This window comes from Brevibacterium sp. XM4083 (assembly GCF_006489205.2).
GTDB lineage: Bacteria > Actinomycetota > Actinomycetes > Actinomycetales > Brevibacteriaceae > Brevibacterium.
Map to the genome: position 1 here is coordinate 539,711 of NZ_VFYR02000002.1, position 23,245 is coordinate 562,955.

General features: G+C 68.6%; 19 protein-coding genes. 3 read left to right on the top strand and 16 right to left on the bottom strand.

Going from position 1 to position 23,245, the window contains the following annotated elements; translation table 11 throughout:
- Window positions 1–8: 8 nt before the first annotated feature.
- The 8 genes from FJ887_RS08275 to aspS form a co-directional block, all read right to left on the bottom strand.
- Window positions 9–779, bottom strand: coding sequence for a prepilin peptidase (locus FJ887_RS08275; protein WP_140954957.1), 771 nt, complete (start codon window positions 777–779; stop codon window positions 9–11).
- Between the two features lie 12 nt (window positions 780–791).
- The gene (locus tag FJ887_RS08280) at window positions 792–1,664 is read right to left on the bottom strand and encodes a shikimate dehydrogenase family protein (protein ID WP_140954956.1); all 873 of its coding nucleotides are present in this window, start codon (window positions 1,662–1,664) and stop codon (window positions 792–794) included.
- Window positions 1,640–2,767 carry an endolytic transglycosylase MltG gene (gene mltG, locus FJ887_RS08285; RefSeq protein WP_140954955.1) on the bottom strand — a complete coding sequence of 376 codons (1,128 nt, stop codon included), beginning with the start codon at window positions 2,765–2,767 and terminating at the stop codon, window positions 1,640–1,642. Before mltG ends, FJ887_RS08280 begins: the two co-directional genes overlap by 25 nt.
- 3 nt (window positions 2,768–2,770) lie before the next feature.
- On the bottom strand, window positions 2,771–3,235 hold the full coding sequence (gene ruvX, locus FJ887_RS08290; protein WP_137823951.1) for a Holliday junction resolvase RuvX: 465 nt from the start codon (window positions 3,233–3,235) through the stop codon (window positions 2,771–2,773).
- Entirely contained in the window at window positions 3,232–5,886 is a 2,655-nt protein-coding gene (alaS, locus tag FJ887_RS08295; protein WP_140954954.1) for an alanine--tRNA ligase, read from the bottom strand. Before alaS ends, ruvX begins: the two co-directional genes overlap by 4 nt.
- A 167-nt stretch (window positions 5,887–6,053) precedes the next feature.
- Window positions 6,054–6,653 carry a 30S ribosomal protein S4 gene (gene rpsD, locus FJ887_RS08300; RefSeq protein WP_137824111.1) on the bottom strand — a complete coding sequence of 200 codons (600 nt, stop codon included), beginning with the start codon at window positions 6,651–6,653 and terminating at the stop codon, window positions 6,054–6,056.
- Between the two features lie 246 nt (window positions 6,654–6,899).
- Window positions 6,900–8,480: a replication-associated recombination protein A gene (locus tag FJ887_RS08305; protein ID WP_502799911.1), complete on the bottom strand. Its 1,581-nt coding sequence runs from the start codon at window positions 8,478–8,480 to the stop codon at window positions 6,900–6,902.
- Window positions 8,481–8,534: 54 nt separating this feature from the next.
- Window positions 8,535–10,316, bottom strand: a complete 1,782-nt coding sequence (aspS, locus tag FJ887_RS08310) for an aspartate--tRNA ligase (protein ID WP_137823949.1) — start codon at window positions 10,314–10,316, stop codon at window positions 8,535–8,537.
- 101 nt (window positions 10,317–10,417) lie between these two features.
- On the opposite strand from aspS, the gene FJ887_RS08315 reads away from it, so the two are divergent.
- On the top strand, window positions 10,418–10,753 hold the full coding sequence (locus FJ887_RS08315) for an ArsR/SmtB family transcription factor (RefSeq protein ID WP_137823948.1): 336 nt from the start codon (window positions 10,418–10,420) through the stop codon (window positions 10,751–10,753).
- Between the two features lie 51 nt (window positions 10,754–10,804).
- Here the strand turns inward: FJ887_RS08315 and hisS are convergent, their stop codons facing one another.
- Both hisS and FJ887_RS08325 read right to left on the bottom strand, forming a co-directional pair.
- Window positions 10,805–12,139, bottom strand: coding sequence for a histidine--tRNA ligase (gene hisS / locus FJ887_RS08320; RefSeq protein WP_137823947.1), 1,335 nt, complete (start codon window positions 12,137–12,139; stop codon window positions 10,805–10,807).
- Window positions 12,140–12,238: 99 nt separating this feature from the next.
- The gene (locus tag FJ887_RS08325; protein ID WP_137823946.1) at window positions 12,239–12,886 is read right to left on the bottom strand and encodes an MBL fold metallo-hydrolase; all 648 of its coding nucleotides are present in this window, start codon (window positions 12,884–12,886) and stop codon (window positions 12,239–12,241) included.
- Window positions 12,887–12,993: 107 nt separating this feature from the next.
- On the opposite strand from FJ887_RS08325, the gene FJ887_RS08330 reads away from it, so the two are divergent.
- On the top strand, window positions 12,994–14,346 hold the full coding sequence (locus FJ887_RS08330; protein ID WP_137823945.1) for a DUF349 domain-containing protein: 1,353 nt from the start codon (window positions 12,994–12,996) through the stop codon (window positions 14,344–14,346).
- A gap of 120 nt (window positions 14,347–14,466) precedes the next feature.
- Entirely contained in the window at window positions 14,467–15,069 is a 603-nt protein-coding gene (locus tag FJ887_RS08335; protein ID WP_181365626.1) for a hypothetical protein, read from the top strand.
- On the opposite strand, the gene FJ887_RS08340 is transcribed toward FJ887_RS08335, so the two are convergent.
- From FJ887_RS08340 to ruvA, 6 genes are all read right to left on the bottom strand, one after another.
- Window positions 15,048–17,345, bottom strand: a complete 2,298-nt coding sequence (locus FJ887_RS08340; protein WP_137823944.1) for a RelA/SpoT family protein — start codon at window positions 17,343–17,345, stop codon at window positions 15,048–15,050. The genes FJ887_RS08335 and FJ887_RS08340 overlap by 22 nt on opposite strands.
- 41 nt (window positions 17,346–17,386) lie before the next feature.
- Window positions 17,387–18,403, bottom strand: coding sequence for a protein translocase subunit SecF (secF, locus tag FJ887_RS08345; protein WP_137823943.1), 1,017 nt, complete (start codon window positions 18,401–18,403; stop codon window positions 17,387–17,389).
- Window positions 18,400–20,673: a protein translocase subunit SecD gene (gene secD / locus FJ887_RS08350; RefSeq protein ID WP_137823942.1), complete on the bottom strand. Its 2,274-nt coding sequence runs from the start codon at window positions 20,671–20,673 to the stop codon at window positions 18,400–18,402. Before secD ends, secF begins: the two co-directional genes overlap by 4 nt.
- Window positions 20,674–20,753: 80 nt before the next feature.
- Complete coding sequence (gene yajC, locus FJ887_RS08355; RefSeq protein ID WP_249356333.1) at window positions 20,754–21,434, bottom strand: preprotein translocase subunit YajC; 681 nt, start codon at window positions 21,432–21,434, stop codon at window positions 20,754–20,756.
- A gap of 81 nt (window positions 21,435–21,515) precedes the next feature.
- Window positions 21,516–22,559, bottom strand: coding sequence for a Holliday junction branch migration DNA helicase RuvB (gene ruvB, locus FJ887_RS08360; RefSeq protein WP_137824109.1), 1,044 nt, complete (start codon window positions 22,557–22,559; stop codon window positions 21,516–21,518).
- Window positions 22,560–22,585: 26 nt separating this feature from the next.
- Entirely contained in the window at window positions 22,586–23,182 is a 597-nt protein-coding gene (gene ruvA / locus FJ887_RS08365; protein ID WP_137823941.1) for a Holliday junction branch migration protein RuvA, read from the bottom strand.
- Window positions 23,183–23,245 lie beyond the last annotated feature (63 nt).

Genomic DNA, 23,245 nt, shown 5'->3' on the forward strand with positions numbered 1-23,245 from the left:
CACCGATTCTACAAAACGAACGGTGCCCCCACCGACCCCAGCCACAGACCGGACAGCATCGCAGGACCGAACGGGATCGTCGTCGCCTTCAGGTCGTGGGCGCGCAGGCCGGCGATGAGCGCCCAGATCCCGGCGATGAGCACGCTGAGCAGGAGGACGACGAGCGGGGCCCACGGGGAGAAGAGCCCGGAGACACCGGCGACGACGAATGCGAGCTTGACGTCGCCGAGTCCCATCGTCGGCTTCCGCACGAGACGTCCGACGAGGTGGATGGCGCCGAAGAGGAGGATGCCGACGACCGCCCCGAGGAGGGCGAACCACCACAGCGTCGAGTTCCCGACGAGGATGCCGGTGATGAAGGCGGCGCCGAGGAGGGCGATGAGCGGGTAGACGATCCGGTCGGGCAGGCGCCGGATGAGGAGATCGGTGACGAACAGGACGGGTGTGGCGGCCGCCCCGGCGCCGAGGCTGAGGCTCGTCAGCGCGAAGTCGATCCCCGTCGGGTGGGGTGGGGTGAGCGTCGTGCCGCTGCCCGGCGCGTGGGCCGTCCATTCCGGTGGGTGGGGAATCGCCTGGTCGATGGGAAAGAGCGCAGCGGCGGCCGCAGCGAGGGCGACGGCTGCGAGGATGAGGAGGCTCGGCCGGAAGGCGCGGGAGCCGGTGAGCGCGGTGAGGTCGGCGTCGTCGGCGAGCCACCGGGCGGGGGTCGCGACGAGGAGGGCGGCGAGACCGCCGGCGATGACCGCGGTGACGGCGATGAAGAGCGCGTGGGCGACCATACGCGGTCCCGGTCAGGCCCTCTCGGCCGCGCCGTGCATCGCTTCGGCCACCGTCGCCAGCTGGGCCGCGGTGAGCGGGGTGCCGGCGGCCGCGGCGAAGAAGAGCGCGAACTGGGCGACGGCCTGTTCGACGAGCATCGCGATGCCCGGGACAGGGGTGAAGCCGTGGGCGGCGGCGTCGGTGAGCAGCGCCGAATCCGCGGCGTAGGCGACGTCGAGGGCGACCCCGGGCCCGGTCGGCCAGGTGAGCGCGGGGGCCGCCTCGGCGGGAAGGGTCGAGACGACGATCGCCGAGGGCGCGATCGTCGTCAGCGGTGCGGTGTCGGCGCTCATCCCCAGCCGGTCGGCCAGGTCGAGGACGGCGGCGGCCCGGGCGGGGCTGCGGACGAGGATGTCGACCTCGGTGACGCCGAGGCGGTGGCAGGCGAGCAGTGCCGACCGGGCGGTGGCCCCGGCGCCGAGGATCGTCGCCCGCCCCCGTCCGGCCGCCTCGGTGTCGGGGAGGACGGGAGTGAGCGCGCGGACGATGCCGTCGACGTCGGTGTTCGCCACCGTCGTCTCAGCTCCGGCACGGACGAGGGTGTTCGCGACCCCGGTCTCCTCGGCGGTGTCGTCGAGGACCCAGCCGCGGTCCCGGGCGAGTGTGACGAGGCGCTCCTTGAGCGGCATCGTCAGGGAGAACCCGGTGTGGTCGGGGTGGGCGTCGAGGAAGGCGGTGAGGTCGTCGGCGCCGACCTCGGCGCGCTCATAGCTGCTGTCGGTGAGACTGAGCGCGGCGAACGCCGCGGTGTGGAGCACCGGTGACTGCGAATGCGCGATCGGGCGTCCGAGAACGGCGGCGCGGATGCGCGCGCCCGCCGCTATCCCCCGTTCTCCCGCAGCCATGCGCGGTACTCCTCGACGTTCTTCTGGTGGTCGGCGTACGTGTCGGCGAACTTCGTCTCCCCCGTGTCGGGGTTGACGGCGACGAAGAACTGCCAGGATCCGTCGGCCGGGTTGAGGGCCGCGTCGACGGCGCCGGCGCTCGGGGAGTTGATCGGTCCCGGGGGCAGGCCCTTCGCCTTGTACGTGTTGTAGGGGCTGTCGGAGCTGCGCTCCTCGGCCGTCGTCGTGAGATCGGCGCGGGCGCCGAAGATGTAGGCGACGGTCGCATCGGACTGGAGGAGCTGACCGGTCTGGGACTGGTCGGAGATTCGGTTGAGGAAGACGCGGGCGACCTTCTTCCGCGTCTCCTCGTCACCCGGCGATTCGATCTCGACGAGGCTGGCGAGGGTGAGGACGCGGTTGGCGTCGGCGTTCTCGATGCCGGCGGTGTCGAGTTCGAGCTTGGTCTTGTCGACCATCTCCTGGACGATCATCTCCGCGGTCTTGCCCGCCCCCACCTCGTAGGTGGCCGGGTAGAGGTAGCCTTCGAGGCTCGGGGCCTCGACGTCGAGGTCGTAGTCGACGGGCTTCTTGTCGTCGATGGCCTTGTCGACCTCTTCGGCCTTCATCCCCGATTCGATCATCGTCGCCTTGATCTGCTCGATCTTCCGGCCCTCGGCGATCGTCATCGTCGGCGGTTTGATCGGGTTGATGAACGCGTCGACGGCGGCGGCTGAGCTCATCTGCTCGCGCATGACGATCGGACCGGCCTGGATCGTGAGATTGCGGCGCTCGACCTCGTCGAGGAAGGGCTTGGAGTCCTTGATGACGCCCTCTTCGACGAGCTGGTTGGCCACCGACCGCGCCGAGGCGCCCGGTGGGATCTCGAGGGAGACCTCGGTCGTGCCGTTGCCCTCGTAGTCGGAGCCGCCGCCGAAGAGGTCGTCGACGACTCCCCCGGCTGCGCGGAGGCCGAAGAATCCGCCGAGGCCGAAGACGAGGACGCAGATGACGACGATGACCGTCGTGCGCCGCTTACGCATCATCCGCCGCCGCTTCTTCGCTTTGATCTCGGACCGGGACAGTCCTTCGTCGTCCGAGAACTCACCGGGGAACGGAATCATTGCTCACTCTCCTGTGTGGGGCAGCTCGCGACCTGCGGGCATGCCCGTGTTGCGTTCGGATTCGAGCGCATTCTGCAGAATGATGACCGCCGCCTGGGCGTCGACGATCTCCCGGCGCTGGCGGGAGTTCTTTCCCGCTGCGGCCAGGGCGCTGTGGGCTTCGACGGTGCTGAAGCGCTCGTCGACGAGGCGGATGGGCACCCCGGCGTCGATCTTCACCGCGAAGTCGAGGGCGGCGTCGGCGGCCGCCCGCGCGGTGCCGTCGAGGGACTTGGGGTCCCCGACGAGGAGTTCGATGGGCTCGTATTCGGCGATGATCTCCCGCAGCTGTCGCAGCGCTGCCGGTTCGTCGGTGCGGCGCACCACGGTCAGCGGGGTCGCGAGGATCCCCTCGGGGTCGCAGGCTGCGACCCCGATGCGCACCGAGCCGATGTCGAGACCCAGTCGGCGCCCCCTCCTCAGTGTCACGTGAGCTCCGCCTTGACCGCGCTGATCGCCGCGGGGATCTGCGCGGGTTCGCTGCCGCCGCCCTGCGCGAGGTCGGGCTTGCCGCCGCCTCCGCCGCCGAGCGTCGAGCTCGCCAGGGACACGAGTCTGCCGGCCTGGTTGCCGGCCTGGCGCGCCGCCTCGGTGGTCGCGATGACGACGACGGGCTTGCCGCCGGAGACGCCGATGCCGAGGACGACGGCGGAGCGGTCGGAGACGCGGGCGCGCAGGTCGGTGACGATCGTGCGGACGTCCCCGCCGTTGGCGACCTCACCGAGGTCGGCGACGACGAAGAGGGTCGCACCCACCGTTTCGGCGCCCTCGAGGAAGCGGCCGGCCTGGGCGAGCAGCTGCTGCGAGTGGAGGCGTGCGATCTCCTTCTCCGCATCGCGGAGCCTGACCATGAGCTCCGAGACCCGGTCCTTGACGTCGGTGCCGGGGACCTTGAGCATCTCGGACAGGGAGGACACGATCGTGCGCTCGGCGGCCAGGGAGCGGAAGGCGTCCATGCCGACGGCGGCTTCGATGCGGCGCACCCCGGAGCCGACGGAGGCTTCGGAGAGCACGGAGATCGGTCCGACCTCCGCCGAGGCGGCCACGTGCGTGCCGCCGCACAGCTCACGGGAGAACGGTCCGCCGATGTCGACGACGCGGACGATGTTCGGGTACTTCTCGCCGAAGAGGGCCATCGCGCCGGAGCGCTTGGCCTCCTCGAACGGGAGGTACTCCGTGCCGACGTCATAGTTCGAGCGCACGGCGAGGTTCGCGACGTCTTCGATCTCGTCGCGCATCTGCGCGCTCGGGGCCTCCGGGAAGGAGTAGTCGAAGCGCATGTAGCCGGGCTGGTTCATCGAACCGGCCTGGACGGCGTGGGTGCCGAGGATCTCCCGGAGTGCGGCGTGGACGAGGTGGGTGGCCGTATGGGCCTGGGAGCCCTGGAAGCGGTGCTCGTGGTCCACCTCGGCGAGGACGTCGGCGCCGACGGGGATCTCCCCGTCGATGACCTCGATGCGGTGGGCGGCGAGTCCCTTGAGCGGGTTCTGGACGTCGAGGACGCGGGCGGTGAAGCCGTCGCCCTTGATGAGGCCGACGTCGGCGCGCTGGCCGCCGGATTCGGCGTAGAACGGGGTGAGGTCGAGGACGATATCGCCGGTCTGTCCGGTGGTGAGCACCTCCTGGGCTTGACCGTCGACGACGATGCCGCGGATCCGGGAATCGGCTTCGAGGGCGTCGTAGCCGACGAATTCGCTCTGCCCCTCGTCGAGCAGCGCGGAGTACGCGGTGAGGTCGGTGTGGCCGCCGCCCTTCTTCGCCTTCGCGTCGGCCTTCGCGCGGGTGCGCTGTTCGGCCATGAGGGAGCGGAAGCCCTCCTCGTCGACGCTGACACCGTGCTCGGCGGCCATTTCGAGGGTGAGGTCGATCGGGAAGCCGTGGGTGTCGTGGAGGGTGAAGGCGACGTCGCCGCTGATCGTCTTGTCGGAGCTGTCGAGCTTCTCGTAGGCGGTCTCGAAGAGCTGGGTGCCCGATTCGAGGGTGCGCAGGAACGCCTTCTCCTCGGCGTAGGCGATGCGCGAGATCCGGTCGAAGTCGGTCTCGAGCTCCGGGTAGGAGTGCTTCATCGCGTTCATCGACACGGGCAGCAGGGAGGGCATGACCTCGGTGGTGACGCCGAGGAGGCGCATCGCCCGCACGGCCCGGCGGATGAGGCGGCGGAGGATGTAGCCGCGGCCCTCGTTGCCGGGGCGCACGCCGTCGCCGATGATCATCAGGGCGGAGCGGACGTGGTCGGCGACGACGCGCATCTGCACGTCGGAGTGGTGGTCGGCGCCGTACTCGTGGCCGGACAGCCGGCTCGCCTCGGCGATGACGGGGAAGACCTCGTCGATCTCGTACATGTTCTCGACGCCCTGGAGGAGGAACGCGACGCGTTCGAGTCCCATGCCGGTGTCGATGTTCTTCGCAGGCAGCTCGCCGGCGATGTCGAAGTCGACCTTCGAGCGGACCTCGGAGAGCTCGAACTCCATGAACACGAGGTTCCAGATCTCGATGTAGCGGTCCTCGTCGGCTTCCGGACCGCCTTCGGCACCGTAGGCGGATCCGCGGTCGAAGTAGATCTCCGAGCAGTAGCCGCCGGGTCCGGGCTGGCCGGTGTGCCAGAAGTTGTCCTCGTTGCCGCGCAGCTGGATGCGCTCGCGCGGGATCGAGGTCTCCTCGAGCCAGAGGTCGATCGTCTCGAGGTCGTCCTCGTGGACGGTGGCCCAGAGCAGGTCGGGGTCGAAGCCGAGTCCGCCGTCGGCGGTGGGCTGCGTGAGCAGGCCCCACGCATAGCGGATGGCTTCGCGCTTGAAGTAGTCGCCGAAGGAGAAGTTGCCGTTCATCTGGAAGAACGTGCCGTGGCGGGTCGTCTTCCCGACCTCTTCGATGTCGGCGGTGCGCACGCACTTCTGCACGCTCGTGGCGCGGAGGAAGGGCGCGGGCTCACGGCCGGTGAGGTACGGGATGAACTGCACCATGCCGGCGATGTTGAAGAGGATCGAGGGATCGGAGCTGATGACCGACGCCGAGGGCACGACCACATGTCCGTTCGCCTCGAAGTAGTCGAGCCAGCGCTTCTTGATCTCTGCCGTCTTCATCCATGGCCTTTCAGGTGTTGCGTCTGCGGTGGGTGCGGTGCGCACCCGTTCCACACTAGTTTAATTGCTCACCAGTCGAGATGGTGATGGCCTGCGAGTCGTCGCACCCGCAGATGAATGCACGACTGCCCGGAACGCGGGCGTTCCGGGCAGTCGGGTGAGGTGGCTCAGCGCGAGTAGAACTCGACGACGAGCTGCACGTCAGCGGTGATGGGCACCTCTTCGCGCTTGGGGCGGCGCAGGAGGGTGGCCTGCAGGCCCTCAAGGTTGACGTCGAGGTAGCCCGGGACTGCCGGGAGAACGTCCTTGTGTCCGCCTGCCGCGGCGACCTGGAACGGATCCATGTCGGCGCTCTTCGGGTGGACCTGGATGGTCTGGCCTTCCTTGACGCGGAAGGACGGGCGATCCACGCGCTGGCCGTCGACCGTGATGTGGCGGTGGACGACGAACTGGCGGGCCTGAGCGATCGTGCGGGCGAAGCCGGCACGGAGGACGAGGGCGTCGAGACGCATCTCGAGGAGCTCGACGAGGTTCTCACCGGTCAGACCTTCGAGGCGCTTGGCCTCCTTGTAGGTCTTGAGCATCTGGGCCTCGCGGATGCCGTACTGGGCGCGCAGACGCTGCTTCTCCTTGAGGCGGACCGAGTAGTCGCTGTCATTGCGGCGACGGGCGCGGCCGTGCTCGCCCGGAGGGTAGGGGCGGCGCTCGAAGTACTTCTCAGCCTTCGGGGTCAGCGGCAGGCCGAGGGCACGCGAGAGGCGGGCCATCCGGCGGTTACGTGCTGGTGCTGGCACTGGGTTACCTTTCGTGGGTGCGGGTCGTCCCGGCAGGCATCGAAGTCCTCGCCCTGATCGGAACCGTTGTTTCCCCGGTTGGGAAAGAGGGATTGAGCGTCGAGAACCGCTCGCACCGACCGCCTTTACATATGAGGCACAACAGCTGACCATCTTAGCCGAGTTCGCACCCCTCCCGCAACGCGGACGGAGGCGCTGCGACGCGGATCACGCGGAGGGTCAGTTCCCGCGGAGGATCGTGCGGATCGTGGCCAGCCGCTCCTCGATGGTGCGCTCGAGGCCGTTGCCCGAGGGCGTGTAGTACTCCGTGCCCTTGAGCGTCTCAGGCAGGTGCTCCTGCGGCGCGACGCCGTGGGGGTAGTTGTGGGCGTACATGTAGTCCTTGCCGTGACCGAGTGCCTTCGCTCCCGGATAGTGCGCGTCGCGCAGATGGTTGGGGACCTCACCGGACTTCCCGGCTCGGACATCGGCGATCGCCGCGTCAAGCGCCTTGTAGCTCGCATTCGACTTCGGGGCCATCGCCAGGTAGGTGACCGCCTCGGCGAGAGGGATCCGACCTTCGGGCATCCCGATGTTCTGCACCGCCGTCGAGGCGGCCACGGCGATCGGCAGCGCCTGCGGATCGGCCATCCCGATGTCCTCGGCCGCGGAGATGACGACGCGGCGGGCGATGAATCGCGGATCCTCACCAGCGACGATCATCCGCGCGAGGTAGTGGAGGGCGGCGTCGACGTCGGAGCCGCGGATCGACTTGATGAACGCGGAGATGACGTCGTAGTGCTGGTCGCCGTCCCGGTCGTAGCGGAGCACGGTCTCGCTGCTCGCTTCGGCCACGGCCTCCTCGGTGATGAGGATCGGACTCGCATCGTCGGCCGCGCTCTCCGCAGATGCGGCGGCCTCGGACGCGCCCTCCCCGGACGCAGCTTCCCCGGACTCGTCGCCCGCGTCGCCAGCGCGTGCCGCGTTACTCTCGTCGGCCGTGTCACTCTCGCCGGGCTCGCTTTCGCCCGCCTTCTCATCGCCCGCCTGCTCCACGTCAGCACCGCCCTGCTCGGCGGCCTGGGCCGCGGCGATCCCGGCCGCGGCCTCGAGAAGGGTGAGCGAGCGCCTGGCATCAGCCCCGGAGATGCGGACGATGAAGTCCTTCGCCTCGGGGTCGAGGGCGAACTGTCCGGCCAGTCCCCGCTCGCTGGCGATCGCGCGCTCGAGGAGCTGCGCGATCGCCGCGTCGTCGAGCGGGCGCAGCGTGAGCATGAGCGACCGGGAGAGCAGCGGCGAGATGATCGAGAACGACGGGTTCTCCGTCGTCGCCGCGACGAGGACGACGAGCCGGTTCTCCACCGCCGGCAGCAGCGCGTCCTGCTGCGCCTTGGAGAACCGGTGGATCTCGTCGAGGAAGAGCACGGTCGTGCGTCCGTACATCTCGCGTTCGCGGCGGGCGTTCTCGATGACCTGCCGGACGTCCTTGACTCCGGCCGTGATCGCCGAGAGCTCGACGAACCGACGGCCAGGGGCATGCGAGATGACATGCGCGAGCGTCGTCTTGCCGACTCCGGGAGGACCCCAGAGGATCACCGAGGAGGCCCCGGCCCGGTCTCCCCCGCTCGCTTCGACGAGCTGGTTGAGCGGGGACCCGGGGAACGTCAGATGGTCCTGGCCAACGACCTCGGCGATGGTGCGCGGACGCATCCGCACCGCGAGCGGATCGAGCGCCCGCCCCTGACCGGGCTCGAACGCACCGGTGCCCGGACCGGGATCGTCCCGGTCCGGGTCGGAGAAGAGGTCGGGCCCGTCGGTCACCGCGAACCCTCGATCATCGGGCTGCCTGGGTCACTGCATCACGCGATCACTGCATCACGCGTCGGCGTCAGCGTCCGGGTCGAAGTCGACGCCCGCCTCGGCGCGCTGCGCCTCGGTGATGGGGGCCGGAGCCTGCGTGAGCGGATCGTAGCCGCCGCCGGACTTCGGGAACGCAATGACCTCGCGGATCGACTCGACCCCGGCGAGCAGGGACACGATGCGGTCCCAGCCGAAGGCGATGCCGCCGTGCGGGGGCGCCCCGAACTTGAAGGCCTCGAGGAGGAAGCCGAACTTCTCCTGCGCCTCCTTCTCGGAGATGCCCATGATCTCGAAGACGCGCTCCTGGACGGCGCGCTGGTGGATGCGGATCGAACCGCCGCCGATCTCGTTGCCGTTGCAGACGATGTCGTAGGCGTAGGCCAGCGCCGCCCCCGGATCGGATTCGAGGGAGTCGAGGAACTCCGGCTTCGGGGCGGTGAAGGCGTGGTGGACGGCCGTCCACTGGCCTTCGCCGACGGCGACGTCACCGGCGGCCTGGGCGTCGGCGGCGGATTCGAAGAGCGGTGCGTCGACGACCCAGACGAACGCCCAGTCGCCGTCCTTGATCAGACCGGTGCGCTCGGCGATCTCGCGGCGCGCGGCGCCGAGGAGGGCCCGCGAGCTGCCGGCATCGCCGGCGGCGAAGAAGATCGCATCGCCGGGGTTCGCTCCGGCGGCCTCGACGAGTCCGGCCTTCTCCTCATCGGAGATGTTCTTCGCGACGGGACCGGTCAGCGTGCCGTCCTCGGCGACGAGGACGTAGGCGAGGCCCTTCGCGCCGCGCTGTTTGGCCCAGTCCTGCCACGCGTCGAGCTGACGTCGCGGCAGCGAGCCGCCGCCGGGGTAGACGACGGAGCCGACGTAGGCGGACTGGAAGACGCGGAACGGGGTCTCGGAGAAGAACTCGGTGAGGTTCGTCAGTTCGAGGCCGAAGCGCAGGTCGGGCTTGTCCGACCCGAAGCGCTCCATCGCCTCGTGGTACGTGATGTGCGGGATCGGCGTCTCGATGTCATAGCCGATGAGCTTCCACAGGGCGACGAGGATCTCCTCGGCCAGGGCGATGACATCGGCCTGCTCGACGAACGAGGCCTCGATGTCGAGCTGCGTGAACTCCGGCTGCCGGTCGGCGCGGAAGTCCTCGTCACGGTAGCAGCGGGCGATCTGGTAGTAGCGCTCCATGCCGGCGACCTGGAGGAGCTGCTTGAACAGCTGCGGCGACTGCGGCAGGGCGTACCACGAACCGGGCTGAAGGCGGGCCGGGACGAGGAAGTCACGGGCGCCCTCGGGCGTCGACTTCGTCAGCGTCGGAGTCTCGATCTCGACGAAGCCGTGCTCGTCGAGGACTCCGCGGGCGGCCTTGTTGACCGCCGAGCGCAGCCGCATCGCATGCGCCGGACCCGACCGGCGCAGGTCGAGGTAGCGGTACTTCAGGCGGGTCTCCTCACCGACGGTGCCGGCATCCTCGGCGTGGTCGGAGACCTGGAACGGCAGCGGGGCCGCCTCGGCGAGGATCTCGACACTCGTGTCGACGATCTCGATCTCACCGGTGGGCAGGTTGGGGTTCTGGTTGCCCTCGGGGCGCAGGGCCACGGTGCCGGTGACCTTGACGACGGTCTCGTTGCGCAGCGCGTGCGCGTCGTCCTCGCGGACGACGACCTGGACGATTCCCGAAGCATCCCGCAGATCGATGAAGGCGACACCTCCATGATCGCGACGGCGATCGACCCACCCGGCGAGGGTGACGGTCTCTCCTGCGTTGGCGGCACGCAGGCTTCCGGTTTCGTGGCTTCGCAGCACTGATGGGCTCCTTTACGATGGTGATGCGGGGAGTGCGTGACCAATGATAGTCGCTCGAACACCCTACCCCCGCACGCGTACAGCGCGGACAGAGAGGACCCATGGACGCCACGGAGACCGACCCGACGCCCACCTCGGCGCAGGTCGAGGTCGCTGCCGAGACGTTCCGCATGCTCTCGCAGGCGACCCGGCTGCGGGTCGTGTGGACGCTCGTGCACCAGGAGCTCGACGTCTCCTCCCTCGCCGAGGCGATCGGGGCGACCGTGCCCGCCGTCAGCCAGCATCTCGCCAAGCTCCGGTTGGCCGGGCTCATCTCCTCCCGCCGTGAGGGTCGGCGGATCTTCTACACCGTCGACGACCCGCACGTCGTGTCGATGGTCCGGGAGATGTTCGAGCACATCGCCCCCGACGGGTCGCTCGCCCCGGATCCCGCCTAGGCGCGCTCACTGTCCGGCGCGCGCCTCCGCGAACGGTCCGGTGCGCACGCCCTACGCCCCGGTCACGCGGGGTCGGAGATCCTCGGCCGGCGGCTCCCACGTCTGCGGGTCGGCCGGGGTCTGCTCACCGGAGCGGATGTCCTTGACCTCGTGGCCGGCCTCGCCGTCGGTGAACCACACGAAGGGGATGTCCCGGCGTTCGGCATAGCGGATCTGACGGCCGAACTTCGCCGCACTCGGGGAGACCTCGCAGGCGATGTCGCGGGCGCGCAGAGCCGCCGCGACGGCGTCGGCCTCACCGCGGCGCGCCTCGTCGGTGACGGCGATGACGACGGCCGAAGGGGTGCCCCGAGTCGCGGAGATGCCGCTGTCCTCACCGAGGACGAAGGCCATGAGCCGGGAGATGCCGATCGACATGCCCACCCCCGGGTAGGTCTTCTTTCCCACCGTCGCGAGTGAGTCGTAGCGTCCGCCCGAGGCGACGGAGCCGAGCTCCTCGTGGCCGACGAGCTGCGTCTCGTAGACGGCACCCGTGTAGTAGTCGAGTCCGCGCGCGATCTTCAGCTGCGCGACGAGGACGCCGGGGGCGCGCTCGGCCGCCGCGGCGAGCATCGTCGTCAGTGCTTCGAGCCCTTCGTCGAGGAGCGGGTGGCTCACGCCGAGGGCGCGGATCTCGTCGGCGAAGTCGGGCGAATCGGATTCGATCGCGGCCAGCGCCAGGCACAGCTGCTGCTGGCGCTCATCGGCACCGGCGTCGGCGGCGAGCAGCTTCGCGACCTCCTCGGGCCCGATCTTGTCGTACTTGTCGAGGCTGCGCAGCACGGCGGGGATGTCGGTCAGCCCGATCCCCCGGGCGAAGCCCTCGAGGAGGCGACGGTCGTTGACGACGATGCGGATCGGCGGGACGCCGAGCGGGGCGAGACGGGCGAAGGCATCGGCGATGGCGAGCGGGATCTCGACCTCGAAGTGTCCGGGCAGCTCGCCGTCGGCGATGATGTCGATGTCGGCCTGGATGAACTCGCGGTAGCGGCCCTGCTGCGGACGCTCCCCGCGCCACACGGGCTGGATGCGGGTGGCGCGGAACGGGAAGCTCAGCGCGTTCGCGTTCTCCGTGACGAAGCGGGCCAGGGGCACCGTGAGGTCGAAGTGGAGGCCGAGCGGGTTGCGCTCGGTGCCCTCGGAGTGGAGACGGGAGACCGCGAAGATCTCCTTGTCGATCTCCCCGTCCTTCGCGAGCTGGCTCAGGGGTTCGACGGCGCGGTGGTGGAGGGCGGAGAAGCCGTGGAGGGCGAAGGTGTGGTCGAGGATGTCGATGATGCGCTTCTCGATCACGCGCTCGGCCGGGAGCCGTTCCGGGAATCCGGACAGACGGGCTGACTTCGCCATGGTTCTCCTTGCTGTGGGTGGTGCGGGGTGTGCTGTGAGTGGTGCGCTGAGGCCGCTGAGGTGCGGGGTCGACGCCGCGGTGTGCGATTGCCGCGCGGGTCAGAGGAACGGGTTCGTCCGCAGCTCGTGACTGACCCGGGAGGCCGGACCGTGTCCAGGATAGATGGGAACGTCGGGCAGGGTCGCAAACGCCCGCAGCGTGTCCGCCATCGCCGCGGCGTCCCCGCCGGGCAGGTCGATGCGGCCGATCGCGCCCGCGAAGACGACGTCACCGGTGAAGATGACCTCCTCCCCGTCGGCGCTGACGGACAGCAGCGTCGAGCCCTCGGTGTGGCCAGGGGCGGGAATCGCGGTAACGGTGAGGCCGGCGACGGTGACGACGGTGCCCGCATTGAGGGGGACCACCTCGGCGGGGGCCTGCCATCCTTCGAGCAGCGGAGCGATCATCTGCGCGAACTGCGGGCCCAGCGTCTCCCCCGGTGCGCTGACCCGGTAATGGTCGGGTTCGCCGAGGTGGACGGGCACGTCCCAGCGGCCGAGCAGCGAGGGCAGCCCGAGGATGTGGTCGGGATGTCCGTGGGTGAGGAAGATCGCGACGGGGTTGAGTCCCTCGGCAGCGGCGAGCTCGGCGAGCTCGGGCCCGGCGTCGTAGCCGGCATCGATGAGGATGCAGTCGCTCTCCCCCTCCGCCCGGACGGCGTAGCAGTTGACATCGAGGAATTCGGCGCGCGTCGTGAAGACATCCATGGCCAAAGTCTAACGAGAGGTGACGTGGTGGTTATGCTGGGATAACCCCAGCAGATCGAGTGATCGGCGCCAGTGCCGGTTCGACCGATGAAGAATAGGTGAGAAACATGTCGACCCCGACTCCGAAGCCGACTCCCCGTCCCTCAGCCGTGCCGCGTCCGCAGGCAGCGCAGCCGGTGGCCGGCAGCACGGTTGACCATGACGCCGAGGTGGCGCGCGCGGTCACGCACGGTCGCGCCGACGAGCAGGGCACCGTCTTCGTCATCACCGCCGATGGCGAACGCGAGGTCGGCCAGTACCCGGATGCGACCGGCGAGGAGGCCATCGAGTACTTCGCGAAGAAGTACGTCGAACTCCTCGAACACGCCGCTCACCTGCGCAGCCGCCTCTCCGCCGGAGCACCGGGCCGCGAGGTGACGCACGCGGCGACGACGCTACGGGAGTCGCTTTCCGAGGCCAACGTCGTCGGCGACCTCAAGGGACTCGGCGCCACTCTCGACACCCTCATCTCCGATGCGAAGGCGACGGAGTCGAAGCAGGCGGCCCGCACCGAGGCGGCCAAGCTCGAAGCCGCGCAGAAGCGCGAGGAGCTCGTCGTCGAGGCCGAGAGCCTCGCCGGCAAGGACCCGGACAAGATCCAGTGGAAGGTCTCCGGCGCCCGCCTGCGGGAGCTCTTCGCGCAGTGGAAGGACATGCAGCGCAGCGGGCCGCGCCTGCCGCGCTCGGTCGACCAGGAGCTGTGGGGCCGGTTCTCGCAGGCGCGGAACACGTTCGAGCGCAAGCGCAAGGACTTCTTCGCCGAACTCGACAAGCACAACTCCGAGGGCAAGCGGATCAAGGAGAAGATCGTCGCCGAGGCGGAGGCCCTGTCCGGCTCGACCGATTTCCGCACCGTGTCCCAGAAGTACAAGGACCTCATGAGCCAGTGGAAGCGCGCGCCGCGGGCCTCCCGCAAGGACGACGACGCGCTCTGGGCGCGCTTCCGGGCCGCGCAGGACGTCTTCTTCGCCGCCCGCGATGCCGAGAACGCCGCCCTCGACGAGGAGTTCAAGGGCAACCTCGTCGTCAAGGAGGAGCTGCTGAAGAAGGCGCAGGCGCTGCTGCCGATCACCGATCCGACGGCCGCGAAGCGTGAGCTGCGGGTCATCCAGGACGAGTGGGAGGAGGCCGGGAAGGTTCCCCGCGCCGATGTCTCCCGCATGGAGAACGGTCTGCGCGAGGTCGAGCGGGCTCTGGCCGAGGCCGAGGACGCCGCGTGGAAGCGCAGCAACCCGGAGACGAAGGCGCGGACTTCGGGGGCGCTGAGCCAGCTCGACGAGTCGATCGCCGAACTCGAGGCAGCGCTGGAGAAGGCGAAGGCCGGCGGCGATGAGAAGGCCGTGGCCGATGCGCAGGCGGCCCTCGATGCCCGCCGGGCGTGGCGCGATCAGCTCGCGCAGACGGCCGCCGAACTCGACTGACGCCGAACTCGACTGACAGAGCTTCGGCGGTTATCCACAGGCGATGCCGCCGCCGGCCGGTTATCCACAGGCGCCGTCTCCGCTCTTGATCTCAGCGTGTGAGGCGACGAGAGTTGCGCCATGGAGGACATCTACCGTCTCAGCGACTTCGGCTATGAGCATCTCACAGAGCTCACTCTCGACGGTCTGCTCACCAGACTGTCGGAGACGACGTGGGTGCGCGCGGGGGCGGTGCTCGGTCCCGAGGAGCGGATGAGTGCGCTCGCCGCGCAGATCCCTGCCCGCCTCGTCGTCTCCCACGCGACCGCGTGGTGGGTCCACGTCGGGCTCGGTCGTGCCCCGAGTCCGCTGACGCTGACGACGCATCCGCGCCGGCGCGTGCTCGAGACGACGGGGCTCGTCGTCCACGAGCTCAGTCTTAACCGCGGTGATTGGGAGACGATCGCGGGTCACCCGGTGACAACGCCGATGCGCACCCTCTACGACCTGCTTCTCCCCCTCGTCCGCGACCCCAGGCGGGCCTCAGGCCCGCAGATCGCGGCACTCATCGACGATGTCCCCGGTGACATGGTCAGGCGCCTGCGGCTCTACCTCGACGAGGTGGGACGGCGCCCGTACGCCGCGCAGATGCGGCAGGTCGTCGACCATTTCACACGCCCCGGCATCCGGGCCGCAACAAGCGTGCAGCGGGACGAGGGAACTCAGCCGCCGGAGATGCGGTAGACGTCGAAGACGCCTTCGACTTTGCGGACCGCGGAGAGCACGGTGTCGAGGTGGCTGGCATCGGACATCTCGAAGACGAACTTCGACTGGGCGACCCGGGCCTTCGATGTCGCCACCGACGCGGAGAGGATGTTGACGTGGGTCTCCGTGAGCACCTTCGTGATGTCGGAGAGCAGACCCGAACGGTCGAGGGCCTCGACCTGGATCTGGACGAGGTAGACCCCGCTCGTCTTCTCGCCCCACGAGACCTCGACCATGCGCTCGGGTTCGCGTTCGAGGGAGACGACGTTGGGGCAGTCGACCCGGTGGACGGAGACCCCGGAGCCGCGGGTGACGAAGCCGACGATCTCATCCCCGGGCACCGGAGTGCAGCAGCGGGCGAGTTTGACGAGGACGTCGTCGACGCCCTTGACGACGACGCCGCCGGCCGAGGAGTGGTGGCCCGATGACTGACCGGTGCGGTTGCGCGGCTCCGGCGGGAGGACCGCGACCTCCTCCTCTTCGCCGACCTCCTTCGCGAGCAGGTCGACGACGTGGGCGGCCGAGGTCACACCGTTGCCGATCGCCGCGTAGAGCGCGGTGACGTCGGGCAGGCGCAGCTCGGTGGCGACGACCTGGAGGGCTTCCTGGCTCATCAGGGCGTTCGCTGACAGCGAGTGTCGGCGCATCGCGCGGGCGAGCTGTTCGCGACCGTTCTCGATCGCCTCTTCGCGCCGCTCCTTCGAGAACCACTGGCGGATCTTCGACCGCGCGCGGGGGCTCTTGACGAAGCCGAGCCAGTCGCGGCTCGGGCCGGCGTTCTCGTCCTTCGAGGTGAACACCTCGACGGAGTCGCCGTTCTTCAGCTCCGTGTCGAGGGCGACGAGGCGGCCGTTGACGCGGGCGCCCATCGTCTTGTGGCCGACCTCGGTGTGGACGGCGTAGGCGAAGTCGACGGGGGTCGCACCCGCGGGCAGGCTCATGACGTCGCCCTTGGGGGTGAAGACGTAGACCTCCTTCGAGTTGACCTCGTAGCGGAGGCTGTCGAGGAACTCGTCGGGGTCGCTGACCTCGCGCTGCCAGTCGAGCAGCTGGCGCAGCCACGCGGCGTCGTCGACTCCGCCGTCGTCGGAGACCTTGACCGAACGGGCGGTGTTCGAGGTGATCGCCTTCGACGGGTTGCCGCGATCCTTGTACTTCCAGTGGGCGGCGACGCCGAACTCCGCACGGCGGTCCATCTCATGGGTGCGGATCTGGATCTCGACGGGTTTGCCGCCTGGGCCGATGACCGTGGTGTGGAGGCTCTGGTACATGTTGTACTTCGGCATCGCGATGTAGTCCTTGAACCGGCCGGGGACCGGGTTCCAGCGGGCGTGGACGATGCCGAGGGTCGCGTAGCATTCGCGGACGGTCTCGACGAGGACGCGGACGCCGACGAGGTCGTAGATGTCGGCGAACTCGTGACCGCGCACGACCATCTTCTGGTAGATCGAGTAGTAGTGCTTCGGCCGGCCGGTGATGGCCGCCTCGATGCCGGAGTCGGCGAGTTCGGACTGGAGCTCGTGCGAGACGGTCGAAAGGTACTTCTCCCGCTCCGGTGCCCGGTCGGCGACGAGGCGGACCACCTCGTCGTAGACCTTGGGGTGGAGGACCTGGAACGAGAGGTCCTCGAGTTCCCACTTGATCGTGTTCATGCCGAGCCGGTGCGCGAGCGGGGCGTAGATCTCGAGGGTCTCGCGTGCCTTCTTCGTGCTCGAGGAGGCGGGCACGAACTTCCATGTGCGCGCGTTGTGGAGACGGTCGGCGAGCTTGATGACGAGGACGCGGATGTCCTTGGCCATCGCGACGATCATCTTCCGCACGGTCTCCGACTGGGCGGCCTGACCGTAGGTGAGCTTGTCGAGCTTCGTCACCCCGTCGACCATTGCCGCGACTTCGGGTCCGAAGGACTCGGTGAGCTGCTCGAGCGAGTAGTCGGTGTCCTCGACAGTGTCGTGGAGGAGCGCCGCGGCCAGGGTGACCGGGAGCATGCCGATCTCGGCGAGGATCGTCGCGACCGCCACCGGATGGGTGATGTAGGGGTCCCCGGACTTCCGGGTCTGCCCGCGGTGGGCCTCCTCGGCGACCGTGTAGGCACGCACGACGAGGTCGATGTCAGCCTTCGGGTGGCTCGACTGCAGGGCCCGGATCATCGGTCCGAGCACCCGCGGGTAGCCGGGGTCGTTCTGCGCCCTGGCCGCCCACCAGGCCAGACGGGAGATGCCGCGCGGACGGCGCGATTCAGCCGATGATGCCACCACGTCCCCCTCTCTGACGTGATCCAGCTCGTGGTCTCGTCTCAGACCTCGGCGTGGATCACGGGTGCCACATCGTCTTTGCCGTCCTTCAAGCGTAATTCACGCACGGCCTCTTCCTGTTCCTTCACGGCGGGTTCGTTCGACCGCAGGAGCGCGTATAGGGGGCTGGCGACGAAGAGCGTCGAGGCGGCGGCGACGATCGTGCCGACGAAGAGCGAGAGCGAGATGTCGACGAGCGTGCCCGCGCCGAGGAGGAAGACGCCGATGAAGAGGATCGAGGCGATCGGCAGCACCGAGACGACGGAGGTGTTGATCGAGCGCACCGTCGTCTGGTTGATGCCGAGGTTGACGAGCTCGGAGAACTTCAGGCGCTTGTTGTCCTTGAATCTCGCGGTGTTCTCGCGGATCTTGTCGAAGACGACGACCGTGTCGTAGAGCGAGAAGCTCAGGACGGTGAGGAAGCCGATGACGGCTTCCGGGGTGACTTCGAAGCCGGTGGCCGAGTAGATGCCCATCGTGACGATCATGACGACGAAGAGTCCGACGATCGCGGCCAGCGACATCTTCCAGGTCCGGAAGTAGAGCGCCATGACGATCATCGCGATCGCGACGAAGATGACGAGCGCCCTGACCATCTTCTGGGTCACGTCAGCGCCCCACTGGGGGCCGACGAAGGTCGAGGTGACGTCCTCGGCGGGGACGTCGTAGCCGGCCGACAGGGCGTCGCGGACTTCCTGCATCTGCTCGTCGGAGAGCTGGTTCGTCTCGATGCGCACCGCGGTGTCCCCGGTCGGGGTCAGACGCGGTTCGGAGTCGGGGACGACGTCGTTGACGATGGTCTCGCCCTTGCTCGCCGAGGTGTCGGTGACGTTGTCGACCTGGAACTGCGAACCGCCGCGGAAGGCGATGCCGAAGTTGAATCCGGCGATGAGCGGAACGAGGAGGGAGAGGATGACGAGGACGCCGGCGATCGAGAGCCAGAGCTTGGCCTTCCCGACGAAGGGGATGGAGGACTCACCGTTGTGGAGGCGGTTGCCCCAGGCGAAGAACTTCTTCACTTCTCTGCCCCCTTCTCTTCGTCTGCGGCTGCCGCGCGCTTGGCGGCCGCCTTGCGTTCGGCGATCGTGCCGCCGGTCGACGGAGTGTCCGATCCGCGTTTGCGTCGCGAGCTCTTCGTCTTCTTCGTCACGGCCGAATCTGCGGACTCGGTCGACGCTGCCGTGCCGGACTCGGAGTCTTCTGAGTCCGCGGCGGTGTCCTTCGTCGTCGTGTCGTCGGCCTCGGTCACCTCGGCGGTCTCCGACGAACCGTCGGCGAGTGCGGTCGTCGTCGCGGTGGCCGTGCGGGAGCTGCCGGTGGACTCCTCAGACGACGTGGAGTTCTTCGCCTCGGCCCGGCGCTTGGCGCGGCGGCCGGCGATGGTCTCCGTGTCGTCGTCGAGGCCGAGTTTGCGGGCCCGCGCCTTGTCGCGGCGTTGGGCTTCGGGCGACTTGTCCTTGTTGTCGAGGTCGATGCCGAGCGCACCGCGGTAGGCGGCCGGTTTGACTCCGAGCAGACGCGGATCCATACCCGACATCGGGTGCCCCTGGCCGAAGAACTTCGTTCGGGCGAGGAGCTGGAGCATCGGGTGGGTGAAGAGGAAGACGACGAGGATGTCGACGATGACCGCGAGGCCGAGGGTGAACGCGAAGCCGCGCACCGAACCGACGGCGAGGATGTAGAGGATGACGGCGGCGAGCATGTTGACCGACTTCGACGCCCAGATCGTGCGCTTGGCGCGGTCCCAGCCGACTTCGACGGCCGAGAGGAGGTTCCGTCCGCTGCGCAGCTCGTCTCGGACGCGTTCGAAGTAGACGATGAACGAGTCCGCCGCCATGCCGATGCCGATGATGATACCGGCGACACCGGCCAGGGAGAGCCGGTAGCCGTATCTCCACGATGCGATGAGGAGGAGCAGATACGTGAGGACGCCGACGACGACGAGGCTCGAGACGGTGACGAGTCCGAGGACCCGGTACTGCAGGAGCGAGTAGACGACGACGAGGAGGAGACCGACGAGTCCGGTGAGGATGCCGATGTTGAGGTAGTTCGCACCGAGGGTCGGTGAGATCTGCTCTTCGCTCTGGACCTGGAAGCTGATCGGCAGGGAGCCGTTCTTGAGCTGGTTGGCCAGTGTCTGGGCCTCGTCGAGGGTGAAGTTGCCCGAGATCTCGGCCCGGCCGTCGGTGATGACGGCGTTCGAGGTCGGAGCGGAGAGGACGAGGCCGTCGAGCGAGATCGCGAACTGGTTGTACGGCTGCTGGAGGCCGGTGATCGCCGAGGTGATCTGCTTGAAGATCTCGCGACCCGTGTCGTCGAACTCGAGGTTGACGGCGGGCTGGTTGGTCTGGACGCCGTTGGCGCCGGCCGCGTAGCCGAAGGTCGCGTCGGTGAGGTGGTCACCGGAGAGTTCGACGGGGCCGAGCACGTACTTCGCCGACCCGTCCTGGGCGCACGAGACGACCGGCTCGTCGGCCGGCTGCTGGACGCCGCCGGTCCGGTTCTCCGGGTTCGTGCAGTCGAGCTCCGTGTACTGGTTGATGATCTCCTGCGTCTGCCATTCGGCAGTGTCCTGCTCGGGATCGAACAGGGGGCGCGGCGTCGAGTCGGTCACCTGGGTGTCCTCGCCCTGGCCTTCGCCTGCCTGGGTCGGGGCCGGCGACTCACCGGCCGGTGTCTCACCGGCTGGCGACTCGGACGGGGCGGGCGCGTTGCCGCCGGCGTTCGCGGGTTCGTCTGCGCTTCCGTTGCCTGCGCCGGGTTCGTCTGCGCCGGTTTCGTCTGAGCTGCTCGAGTTGACGACGGCGCCGCCGCCGGTCGGGGCGTCCTGGCTGCCGCCGGTCAAATCTTCGAGGCGCTGACGCTCCTCGTCGGTGAGTCCCTCAGAGGGGTCTCCCCCGTTCTGTCCCTGCTGCTCTTCGTCGATCTGCGCCTGGGAGCGCGGGTCGCCGACGAGGGCGACGCGGCGGAAGACGAGCTGAGCCGAGGAGCGGACGAGGTTGCGGGTCTCCTCATCCGGGTTGCCCGGCAGGTTGACGACGATGTTCCTGTCGCCCTGCGTCGTGATCTCGGCTTCGGAGACACCCGTCGAGTCGACCCTCTGGCGGATGATGGCGACAGCCTGATCGAGCTGTTCCTTGCTGATCGTCGTGTCCTCTGACACCTGGGGTTCCAGGATGATCGAGGTGCCGCCCTCGAGGTCGAGGGCGAGCTTCGGTGTGGGAGTGGCGTCGGACCAGATGATCCCTGCGCCGAGGACGCCGAGGAGGATCAGGGTGACGATCGTCAACCACAGGAAGCGCAAACCAGGGCGTGGCTTTTCTTCGATGTCGGACACGTCTCAGCTTTCGATCGGGTGCAGTGAGGGGATCAGTTCTTCTTGTCGTCGGTGTCCGGCTTGTCGGTGCCGGTCCCCTTCGACGGATCCTCAGTCGAGCTGCCGTCCACGTCGTCGGCGCTGGTCTTCGCAGCCGCATCCGCCTCGGCGGCAGTGCGGTCGGCATTGTCGGCCTTGAGATCAGCATTATCGGCCTTGAGATCGGCGTCGAGCGCCTTCTCATCAGCGCGGTCAGCCTTGAGGTCGGCATCGGTGGCCTTCGCATCGGCGCGGTCAGCCTTCGCATCAGCGCGATCGGCCTTGAGGTCGGCATCGGCGGCGTCGACGTCAGCGTCGGCGGCCTTGATATCGTCGTCGCCGGCCTCGGCGCGCTTGCGCTCGTTCATCGCGTCGAGTTCGGCGTCGGTGATCGCCGGGGAGTCGGTCGCCTCGGTGGCGGGGGCCGCATCGACCGCGGTGTCCGGGGTGTCGATCTGGCCGATGGCCTGGCGGTGCACGCGCAGGATCGTGCCGGGCCCGGATTCGATGGTGACCTGGTTGTCCTCGTCGTCGATCGAGAGCACGGTGCCGAAGACGCCGAAGGTCGTCATGACCTTGGCTCCGGGGACGAGGTTCGTCTTGATCTGCTCCGCACGCGCCTTCTGCTTACGCCGAGAGTTGAACAGGAAAAAAATCAGCAGCGCAGCGAGCGCGAGAGGGATCAGCAAATCCACAGGTATCAACCTTCCATAAGAACGGACCAGTGCACTAGCTTAGTTCGAAGTCCGTACTCAAGGCGAACCGATACGCAGGGTTCAGTACTCATAGTTTGCTGGGATGTGGAGTCCCAGATGCCTCCATGCCGCCGAGGTGGCGACGCGTCCGCGTGGGGTGCGGCTGATGAGGCCCTCCCGCACGAGGTACGGCTCGGACACGGTCTCGACCGTATCGGCTTCCTCCCCGACCGAGACCGACAGCGTGCCGAGTCCCACGGGCCCGCCGGAGAAGCGCTTGCAGAGGACTTCGAGGACGGAGCGGTCGAGGCGGTCGAGGCCGAGTTCGTCGACTTCGTAGACGGTGAGCGCGTTGAGTGCGGCGGCCTCGTCGATGGTGCCGTTGCCGCGCACCTGCGCCCAGTCCCGGACGCGGCGGAGCAGACGGTTGGCGATGCGGGGTGTGCCCCGGGAGCGGGTGGAGATCTCCGTGAGCCCACGGTTCTCTGCGTCGATGCCGAGCATCCGGGCAGAGCGGGTGAGCACGGTGAGCAGGTCGGCGCTCGAGTAGAAGTCGAGGTGCCCGGTGAACCCAAAGCGGTCGCGCAGCGGTGCCGGAAGGAGTCCCGAACGGGTCGTCGCGCCGACGAGGGTGAAGGGCGGGAGGTCGAGCGGAATCGCCGTGGCGCCGGGGCCCTTGCCGACGATGACGTCGACGCGGAAGTCCTCCATCGCCACGTAGAGCATCTCCTCGGCGGCGCGGGCCATCCGGTGGATCTCGTCGATGAAGAGGACTTCGCCCTCTTCGAGGGAGGAGAGGATCGCGGCGAGGTCGCCGGCGTGCTGGACGGCGGGTCCGGAGGTCACACGCAGGCTTGCCTGCATCTCGTGGGCGATGATCATCGCCAGCGTCGTCTTGCCGAGCCCGGGTGGGCCGGAGAGCAGGACGTGGTCGGGGGCCTTGTGCCGGGCCTTCGCGGCGTCGAGGACGAGGGAGAGCTGTTCGCGAACCTGGGGCTGGCCGATGAAGTCGTGGAGCCCTTTGGGCCGCAGCGCCGCCTCGGCATCGCGTTCGGCGGCTTCGGCGCTGCCGGAGACGAGCCGGTCGTGCTCGGCACCGGTGAGGCGCTGGTCGCCGAAGTCCATCTCGTAGGACGTGGTTTCGCGGTCGGTCATTTCCGGGCACCGAGGACTTTGAGCGAGGCCTTGAGCAGCGCCGAGGTGCCGGCGTCGGCCCCGAGGTCAGCGACGACTTCCTGGACCACCTCGGCGGCTTGGGGTTCCTTCCAGCCGAGGCCGACGAGGGCGTCGACGACCTGCTGGTTGGTCCCGCCGAAGGAGAGCGTGGGGCCGGGCGCTGCGGCGGCGAACTTCGGGAGCTTGTTCTCGAGTTCGAGGATGATGCGTGAGGCGCCCTTCTTGCCGATGCCCGGCACACGCGTGAGGGCGGTGGCGTCCTGGCCGGCGATCGCGGCGGCGAGTTCGTCGGGGCCCATGACGGAGAGGATAGCCATCGCCAGGCGGGGTCCGATGCCCGAGATCGTCAGGAGGACCTCGAAGGTGTGGTTCTCGTCTTCGGTGCCGAAGCCGAAGAGGGTCATCGAGTCCTCGCGGACGACGAGGGTCGTGACGAGGTCAATGTCGGCGCCGTGGCGGGTGCCGGCCAGGGTGTCGGGTGTCACGTGCACTTTCCTGCCGACACCGTAGGTGAGGACGACGAGGTGGTCAGCTGCGATGCGATGAACCGTACCGCTGAGGAAACTGATCACGGACTGCCTTTCAGGTGGGAACACGTGTACGAATCCAGACTAACAGTTCGAGGTCGCTCGCCT

Bases quoted from the DNA above. Each gene is read 5' to 3' on its own strand.
- rpsD (WP_137824111.1), bottom strand. From the start codon at position 6,653: ATGGCCCGCCTCTCGCGTGCCCTCGGCCTGCCGCTGACCCCGAAGGCT.
- hisS (WP_137823947.1), bottom strand. From the start codon at position 12,139: ATGGCGAAGTCAGCCCGTCTGTCCGGATTCCCGGAACGGCTCCCGGCC.
- mltG (WP_140954955.1), bottom strand. From the start codon at position 2,767: ATGATTCCGTTCCCCGGTGAGTTCTCGGACGACGAAGGACTGTCCCGG.
- FJ887_RS08280 (WP_140954956.1), bottom strand. From the start codon at position 1,664: ATGGCTGCGGGAGAACGGGGGATAGCGGCGGGCGCGCGCATCCGCGCC.
- FJ887_RS08315 (WP_137823948.1), top strand. From the start codon at position 10,418: ATGGACGCCACGGAGACCGACCCGACGCCCACCTCGGCGCAGGTCGAG.
- alaS (WP_140954954.1), bottom strand. From the start codon at position 5,886: ATGAAGACGGCAGAGATCAAGAAGCGCTGGCTCGACTACTTCGAGGCG.
- FJ887_RS08325 (WP_137823946.1), bottom strand. From the start codon at position 12,886: ATGGATGTCTTCACGACGCGCGCCGAATTCCTCGATGTCAACTGCTAC.
- ruvB (WP_137824109.1), bottom strand. From the start codon at position 22,559: ATGGACTTCGGCGACCAGCGCCTCACCGGTGCCGAGCACGACCGGCTC.
- FJ887_RS08275 (WP_140954957.1), bottom strand. From the start codon at position 779: ATGGTCGCCCACGCGCTCTTCATCGCCGTCACCGCGGTCATCGCCGGC.
- FJ887_RS08330 (WP_137823945.1), top strand. From the start codon at position 12,994: ATGTCGACCCCGACTCCGAAGCCGACTCCCCGTCCCTCAGCCGTGCCG.
- FJ887_RS08335 (WP_181365626.1), top strand. From the start codon at position 14,467: ATGGAGGACATCTACCGTCTCAGCGACTTCGGCTATGAGCATCTCACA.